This window comes from Planosporangium flavigriseum, from assembly GCF_011947225.1.
Classification (GTDB): Bacteria; Actinomycetota; Actinomycetes; order Mycobacteriales; family Micromonosporaceae; genus Planosporangium; species Planosporangium flavigriseum.
On sequence record NZ_JAATVW010000028.1, the window covers coordinates 38458 to 46318 of the forward strand.

7 protein-coding genes and 1 pseudogene are annotated in these 7861 nt (G+C 69.2%); 2 read left to right on the top strand and 6 right to left on the bottom strand.

What is annotated here, in order from left to right; translation table 11 throughout:
* The first annotated feature begins 1 nt into the window (after position 1).
* Positions 2 to 1297, top strand: a complete 1296-nt coding sequence (locus tag HC028_RS25070) for a serine/threonine protein kinase (protein WP_168079898.1) — start codon at positions 2 to 4, stop codon at positions 1295 to 1297.
* Positions 1298 to 1346: 49 nt separating this feature from the next.
* Here the strand turns inward: HC028_RS25070 and HC028_RS25075 are convergent, their stop codons facing one another.
* Positions 1347 to 1841, bottom strand: coding sequence for a YciE/YciF ferroxidase family protein (locus tag HC028_RS25075; protein ID WP_168079900.1), 495 nt, complete (start codon positions 1839 to 1841; stop codon positions 1347 to 1349).
* Between the two features lie 300 nt (positions 1842 to 2141).
* Here HC028_RS25075 and HC028_RS28825 point away from each other — a divergent pair.
* Positions 2142 to 2375, top strand: a pseudogene (locus HC028_RS28825) (carbohydrate binding domain-containing protein); the annotation flags it as partial.
* Positions 2376 to 2528: 153 nt separating this feature from the next.
* Here the strand turns inward: HC028_RS28825 and HC028_RS25085 are convergent.
* The 5 genes from HC028_RS25085 to HC028_RS25105 form a co-directional block, all read right to left on the bottom strand.
* Positions 2529 to 3482: a serine/threonine-protein kinase gene (locus HC028_RS25085; RefSeq protein WP_168079901.1), complete on the bottom strand. Its 954-nt coding sequence runs from the start codon at positions 3480 to 3482 to the stop codon at positions 2529 to 2531.
* Positions 3473 to 5449: an ABC transporter ATP-binding protein gene (locus HC028_RS25090; protein ID WP_168079902.1), complete on the bottom strand. Its 1977-nt coding sequence runs from the start codon at positions 5447 to 5449 to the stop codon at positions 3473 to 3475. Before HC028_RS25090 ends, HC028_RS25085 begins: the two co-directional genes overlap by 10 nt.
* Positions 5450 to 5944: 495 nt before the next feature.
* Complete coding sequence (locus HC028_RS25095; protein ID WP_168079903.1) at positions 5945 to 7444, bottom strand: carboxyl transferase domain-containing protein; 1500 nt, start codon at positions 7442 to 7444, stop codon at positions 5945 to 5947.
* 9 nt (positions 7445 to 7453) lie between these two features.
* Positions 7454 to 7636 carry a hypothetical protein gene (locus HC028_RS25100; RefSeq protein ID WP_168079904.1) on the bottom strand — a complete coding sequence of 61 codons (183 nt, stop codon included), beginning with the start codon at positions 7634 to 7636 and terminating at the stop codon, positions 7454 to 7456.
* 81 nt (positions 7637 to 7717) lie between these two features.
* Positions 7718 to 7846, bottom strand: coding sequence for a flagellin (locus HC028_RS25105; RefSeq protein ID WP_476742330.1), 129 nt, complete (start codon positions 7844 to 7846; stop codon positions 7718 to 7720).
* Positions 7847 to 7861 lie beyond the last annotated feature (15 nt).

A 7861-nucleotide genomic window follows, 5' to 3' on the forward strand; every position in this document is an offset into this window, starting at 1 on the left:
CATGGGCAACGATGGTCAGAGAATCGGTGGTCTGTCCTCCTACGAACTTGAGTTCACCGAAGGCGGCTCCCTGGTACGCGACACCGGACTCCGGGGCGCGGTCACCACCGGCGAGTTCGACGACGTCTTCGTGTTCTCCCACGGCTGGAACAACGGCACCGACTCGGCGCGGCGCCTCTACGGCACCATGTTCGACCTCCTCGGCGCCGGTCTCGCCCGCCATGCGCCGGACAAGACCGCCCGCACCGCGGTCGTCGGTATCTTCTGGCCGTCCCTGCTCTTCCCGGAAGACGATCCGACCACCGGGCGGCCGGCTTCCGCTCCCCGATCCTCCGGCGCCGAGCTGGCCACCGCGTTGAAGCCGGCGTTCCCCGGTAACGAGGACAACCTGGCGCGGATCGGCGAACTCCTCGACGGCAAGGGCGGCAGTGACCAACTCGTCGAGTTCCACGAACGCGCGAAGCGGCTGGTGACCACCCCGAACCTCGACGCGGGCGAGGACTCGGGGGAGCGGGCCGCCGTCGAGCTACCGACCGGTGCCGTCATCACGTACTACTCGGGCTGGCCGCACGCCGATGGCCGGGCGGCGGAAGGACTGCTCGACCCCGTCGAGGGTCTGTGGGACGGCGCCCGCGAGGTGCTGCGCACCCTCAGCTACTACGAGATGAAGAACCGCGCCGGACAGGTGGGGCGCGTTGGACTCGGCCCCTTCCTGTCCACGGTGGCCGCCCCGGATGGGCACCGTCCCCGCGTACACCTGCTCGGGCACAGCTTCGGCGCCCGGCTCGTGGCGTACGCGTTGTCCGGACTCGCCGACGGTCTGGTCGGTGCCGCGAGCCCGATCAAGTCGCTGCTGCTGATCCAGGGTGCGTTCTCCCACTTCTCGTTCAACGACAGGCTGTCGTTCGATCCGGACCGGGGCGGCGCGCTGGCCGGCTACTCCAACCGGGTCGACGGGCCGCTGCTGTCCACCTTCACCCGGCATGATCGCGCGGTCGGCTGGTGGTATCCGCTGGCCAGCATGCTGAAGCGGCAGGACGCCAGCAGCCAGGCGGATCTGTTGTACCGCTGGGGCGCGATGGGCGCGGACGGCTACCAAGTGGACGGCACGAGCCGGGTCCCCCTCGGCGACGACGGTTTCCCGTACGGCTTTGCCTCCGGCAGGTTCTACCGGCTCGACGCCAACTCCGTCATCGACGCCGTCCAGTCGCCGTTCACCGGCGCCCACAGCGACATCTGCCACCCGGAGGTGGCCTGGGCAGCCATCGCTGCGGCCGGTCTGGCCAACGGCCGTTAGACCGGCTGTCCGGTCGGCAGTGCTGACAGGGCTGGACAGCCCCGGCCTGCTAAGCGGTCGCCATCATCCGCTGGCGCATCTCGTGGCCGGTCCGCTCCACCCTGCCCTTGCTCTCGTCCATCATCACCAGGTTGGTCTGCAGGATCTGGGCGCACCGCGTCTCACCCATCGCCATCGCCATGTCGACCAGGTTCGTGTAGCACCCGCGTTCGTAGTTACCCGCCTTCACCATGAGGTTGAGCGTGGCCATGTCGACCGTCTCGGGCGGCGGATTCTGACCCATGAACTTCTGGTACTCGGTTCGCATCCCATCCGTGGCCAGGCAGCGGACGTCCTGCGGCTGGGTGCCCAGGGCCTGGAAGCAGGACTCGAGGTTGCGCACCAGCTGCTGCCCCTGCTGCTGCTCCGTCCGGATGAGCTGCTGCACGTTGGCGTCGCGGACCTGGTTGACCACCTCACCCTTCCACTCAGTGGTCTTCTTCTGGGAGTCGTACACGCCGGAGAGTTCCTGGACGAACAGGTCTGCCGGGCCCTGAATGGCCATGCGCTCCTCCTGATCACATCAAATGGTGGGCTGATGGCAGGGCGGACTACCCCGGCCGACGCGCCCTAGTCCCGTGCGGGTCGAAATCGCCGGACGTCACGCCGGCTGCCTAACCATGCCGCCAATCGCCGTGGCAGACCCGGAGAACGCGACGCAGGCTGGAGTTATGGCACAGGACCCGAGAGAACAGGTCTTCAACGGGTGCTTCAACGACAACGACACCGGCGGCTGGTTCGCCGCCAACGCGACGATGTCCGCCCCTGACGGGAAAGTGAAAGCCGAGGTGCCGGGGGTACGGCCGGGCCGTCCGACGTCATCATCGGGCAGAACGACATCCCGCTGCAGCGGGGGCAGCCGTACACGTTGACGTTCACCGCGTCGGCGAGCCGCCCGGCGCGGCCGAAGGTCCACGTACAGCTCAGCGAGGAGCCGTTCACCGAGACGTTCTCCCGGGACGTCGACCTCGGCCCGGACCCGCGGCCGCAGACCTTCACGTTCACGCCGGACTTCGACACCGACCGTGGCCAGGTCCCGTTCTACCTCGGCGGCCAAGGCGATCCCTGGACCTTACGAGCCGGCCGTCCCGCGCCGCCGTCCTGGAGGAGCTCATCGCCTACGTGGTCTCCTGCGACGACGTCTGGGTGGCGCCGCTGGCCGAGGTCGCGGAGTACGTGCGCAGTCTGGGGCTCACCCCGCGATCGGTGCCGCAGCCGGAGCTGTAACTCGTTCGTCAGACCCCCGGTCGAGGACCGGTCGCAACGGGTCGCGGGTCAGCGCCTTGAGCACGGCCGCGAGTTCGCGCAGGCTCGGGCGCCGGGCCGGCTCAGGATCGAGGCACGCCTCGACCACGGTCCGAAACTCGGCGGGCAGCGTGCGTCGCCACCGTCGTAACGGCACGGCCGGGCGTTCCAGCTGAAGATACCGATGGTCCTGCACGGCCGCCTCCTCTTGGGAGTTCAGCGGGGCGAAGGGAGCATCCCCGGACGCCGCCTCGTAGAGCGTGGTCCCGATTCCCCACACGTCGGTGGCGGTGGTCACCGTCTCGCCGCGCACCTGCTCGGGCGCGAGGTACTCACGGGTTCCGCGGCCCCGAGTGGTCGGTCCGGGTGGCGCGGCGAGGCTGAGGTCGATGACCTTCGCGATGCCCTGCTGCTCGATGACGTTGGCCGGTTTGAGGTCCAGGTGCAGGTATCCCGTGCCGTGCAGGTAGTGCATCGCACTGCACAGGTGCAGTCCCAGGTAGGCGAGGTCGACGATGGGCAGTCGACGGGGCGCCATCTCGATGTAGTCCTCGAGCGTCAGGCCCGGGAACGTCTCGAGGATGACGACCGGGTCCGGCTCGCGGAACACGGCGTAGGCCCGCACGAGGTGCGGGTGGGACATGCGCAGCGCCAGTTCGCCCTCCCGCAGGAGCCGCGTGCGTACCCGCTCGACCCCTCGGCGGTCCGGGCGGATCACCTTGGCTATGCAACTGCAGAACCGCTCGTAGCTCCACACGTCGTAGACGTCGAGCGCGTCGCCGCGGCTGATGTGCGCCAGGACTTCGTAGCCGGGTGCGAGCGGGTAGGCCGGTGGGAACGGTGGTTCGCACTCCTCCTCGGGTGTGGCTTCGCTGACCTCGGTGGCTGGCGCTACGGCCATGGGAGCACCGTTCTTCCTTCCGAAGGGTTGGGCAGGGTGGCTGTCGAATGCCCGGCTCCCGCGAGAGCGGGACTGGTCGGCCCCGCCGCGATACCACGGGTCGGGACCGGCGCGACCCCGGTGAACCGCTGCCGGCGGTGCAGTGCGAGCCCCGATGACCGGTACAACTGCCGGTAGTGGCCGCCCCGCTTCAACAGTTCGTCGTGGGTGCCCCGCTCCACGATGGCGCCGTGGTCGAGCACCACGATTTCGGTGGCGTCCCGCGCGAGGAGCAGGTCGTGGGAGATCACGATCGTCGTCCGGCCGGCCATGAGCCGCCGGGCCGGTTCGAGGACCCGCGCGCCGGACTGCGGATCGAGCCCGGTCGTCGGTTCGTCCATGAGCAGCACCGGCGCGTCGCGGATCATGGCACGGGCGATCGCGATCCGCTGGCGCTGGCCACCGGAGAGGCGCGAACCGCGCTCGCCGATCCGGGTGTCGTAGCCGTCGGGCATGGCCATGACGAAGTCGTGCGCGTCGGCGGCCCGGGCGGCCGCCTCGATCTCCGCGTCGGTCGCGCCGGGCCGACCGTACGCGATGTTGTCCCGGATGGTGCCGTCGAAGACGAGGGTCTCTTGGAGCACGACCGCGATGTTCTGGCGCAGGTCGTCGAGGCGGAGATCCCGGAGGTCGATACCGTCCACCGTTACCTGCCCGTCGTCGGGGTCGTGGAACCGCAGCAGCAGCCGGGCGATCGTGGACTTGCCGGCGCCGCTGGCGCCGACCAGCGCGAGGACCTGGCCGGTACCCACCCGCAGGGACACCTTGTCCAGCGCCCGCGTGCTCGTCTCCGGGTAGGTGAAGGACACCTCGTGCAACTCCACCACGGACGGTTGGGACGGCAGCTCGCGTGGTGACGGCGGGTCGGTGACGCTCGGACGTTCATCGAGGATCTCGACCAGCCGTTCGGCGCTGGCAGCGGCGGCGTAGGCGCTGGTCATCAGCCCGTTGATGCCACGGATCGGACCGTACAGCCGGCTGAGCAGGGTAACGAAGACGAGCAGTTCGCCGACGGTGAGGCGACCGTGGGACACCTGCCAGGCGCCGTAGCCGATGACGACCAGGGCGCCGATCATCTCCACCCCGTTGATGAGTGGCGAGTACACGCCGCGCAATCGGGCGTACGACATCTCAGCGCGGTACTTCGCCTCCGCCGCGCGGGTGAAGCGGTTGCTCTCGCGCTCCTGCTGCCCGTAGGCCTGTACCAGGGGAACGTTGCGCAGCACTTCCTCGACGACGACGCTGATCGATCCTGACCTGCGGCGCGACTCCCGGGAGACCTGTTTGATCCGCCGGCTGAAGAAGCGCGCCACCGCCCAGAAGACGGGTGCGACGACGAGCGAGACCAGCGCCAGTCGCCAGTCGAGGAGGAACAACATCACCGAGAACACCGCGATGCGCACCGCGTATGCGACGAAGTCGGCGGCACCGCCGAGAAGGAACGACTCGATGGCGGACACGTCGCTGGTGAGGCGGGATACCAGGTCGCCGAGTCGCCGGCGCTGGAAGAAGTCGATCGAGAACGCCTGCAGGTGCCGGAAAACGTGCCCGCGCAGGTCTATGAGAAACCGCTGGCTCAACCAGGTGGAAAGAACGCCGTCGACGAAGCGGAGAACCCCTTGGATAAGCAGGAAAATAAGGTAGAGCGCCGCGACGCGCGGGAAAACGCCGAAATTTTTCGGGATGAGCATATCGTCGACGACAATTTTGAACAGCCAGACCTCGCCGGCTTCGATAAACGGCGCGACCGTGCTGATGCCGAGCACGGCCGCCAGGCCGACGGGGCGCCGACGAACGAAAGGCCAGAAGCGACGGAGAATGGTGCTGATCGGCACCGCGGCCGCTTGCTCGACGTACTCCGCGTCATCGTCGGGGGCGGGTGCCGAAACGGCGCGCCGCTTAGCCGCGTCGGGTCTCAGCAAGGCCATACGTCCACCGGAATCCTTCCGTTGCCACGGCCGCCTTTCCCGCGCCAGGCGGCAGCGGAACCGCGCGAAGCGGTTCCGCTGCCGCCTGGCACATGCCTCAGTAGGACCCCGTGTGGCGGGACTGGCTGCGGCTGTGACTGCGGCTGCGGCTGCGGCTGCGGTGGTGGTGCCGGCTGCGGCGTTGGTTGTTGCCACAGTTCGAGCTCCCGCCGTAGCTGGGGCTGAGTCCACCGAAACTCATGATTTCCTCCCTCTCGTGATTACCTTGGCGTGTCGATACACCGGGCCATCATTTAGATACGTCATGAAAGCCCGGATCCGACGCGAATTGTGACGTCACCTATCCGCTGGCGCCGGTATTCTTGGTAAGGCTCCGTCCACAAGAGAACCTATGGGTTGGCAGTGGGGCTCACAACTCGAGGCGTGAAAAAGTTCGGACGCTGCCGTAGGCCGGAGCGGTGATCGAATGCGAGCGGCTGCCGTCCTATTTGGAGATCAGGTATCTGACGTCAACGTTTCCCGGCCGAGGTTGCGGTACCTTGCGCGCCGCGCGGTCAGGCGGCTGACCGGATCGGTGACCAGGACACTCGCCAGTTCGTACTCGATGGCCAGCCCCATCCGGTCCAGGAACGACTCCGGCTCCTCGGCGGCATCGGGCAACTCGGGGACGACCCGGTCGACGATGCCGTGCCGCAGCAGATCGAGCGAGCGTACGCCCTGCGCGGCGGCCACCTCCGGGGCGTGATCGGGTGTGCGGTGGACGATGGCGCTGGCGCCTTCCGGCGGGAGCGGCGACACCCAGCCGTGCTGGGCGCAGAGCACCCGGTCCGCCGGCAGCAGGGCGAGCGCGGCGCCGCCGGCCCCCTGCCCGAGCACGACCGACACGGTGGGGGCGTCGAGGCGTACCAGGTCCAGCAGGCTGTGCGCGATCGCGCTCGCGACGCCCTCTTCCTCCGCCTCCGGAGACAGGGCCGCGCCGGGCGTGTCGATGACGGTGAGCAGCGGCACGCGCAGTTCGCGGGCCAGCCGCATGCCCCGGCGGCCCACCCGTAGCGCACTTCGAAACAGGGCCGGCCCGCTCCGGTCATGTCCCACCACAACGCAGGGGAGGCCGCCGAACGTGGCCAGCGCGAGGACGACGCCTTCGTCGACGTCCCCCTCCAGGCTGCCGTGCAGGTGCACGACGTCCAGCGCGGTGGCCCGGAGGAGGTCTCGCACCCCCGGCCGGTCGGCGCGCCGGGTCCGCTGGATCGACTCCCACGCGGAGACGTCCGGTACGGATCCGTACGGCGCGGGCGGCCGGACGCCTACCGGGTGCGGCGCGCACGCGACGTTGAGCACGCGTTCGATCGTCTCCGCGAGCTCCTCGGCGGGTACGACCGCGTCGATCAGCCCGTGCTTGTGGAGGTTCTCCGCGGACTGGACGCCGTCAGGGGGTGCCTCCCCCCGGATCGCCTCGTACGCCCGTGGGCCGAGGAACCCGATCAGCGCGCCCGGTTGCGCCAGCGTGACGTGCCCCAGCGAACCCCACGAGGCCAGTACGCCGCCGGTCGTGGGGTGTCGCAGGTACACCAGGTAGGGCAGGCCGGCTGCCCGATGCGCGGCGACAGCGTCAGTGATTTTGACCATCTGCAGGAACGCGAGGGTGCCCTCCTGCATGCGGGTGCCGCCGGAGGCGGGGGCGACCAGCAGCGGCAGCGCTTCCCTGGTCGCCCGTTCCATGGCGAGCAGGAGGCGCTCGGCCGTGGCCACCCCGATGGAGCCGCCGAGGAAACCGAAATCCCCAGCGAGCACTGCGACTCGCCGGCCGGCGATGCGACCCTCTCCGGTCAGGACCGCCTCGGTCAGGCCGGTTTCCTGCCTCGCCCGGGCGAGCGCCGCCCGGTAATCGTCGGGCACGTCCGCGAGCGTCGGCTCCGGATCGTCCCAGGGCACCCAGGAGCCGCTGTCGAGTACCTGTTCGATAAACGCACGCGCACCCGGTTCAGACGCCACGGTCGCAGCCTACGGTTGCCCCGGTCGGTCCGTGTCCCGGAGGAAGTCGACCGTACGGGTCTCCTCGCCCGGCCAGTGCAGCGTCGTTTCGGCCACCGGGTTCTCGGCCACGAGGTGACCGTGCGCGACGACGTAGCGCGGCCGCACCTGGCGGCGCAGGATGTCGATCCGGTCGGTAGCTGGGGGCCGCAATGCCGGAAGGGGTGGCCCGCGTGCACGCGGGCCACCCCTTCCGGTGCCTATGTAGTTGTCGTGCGATTAGGTCCAGCCGGTTCAGCCGAGGAGCTTGAGCACGCCCTGGCTGGCGATGTTGGCCTGGGCCAGCATCGCGGTACCGGCCTGGGTCAGGATCTGCGCCTTCGAGAAGTTCGTCATCTCCAGGGCCATGTCGGTGTCGGTGATGGCCGACTTCGACGC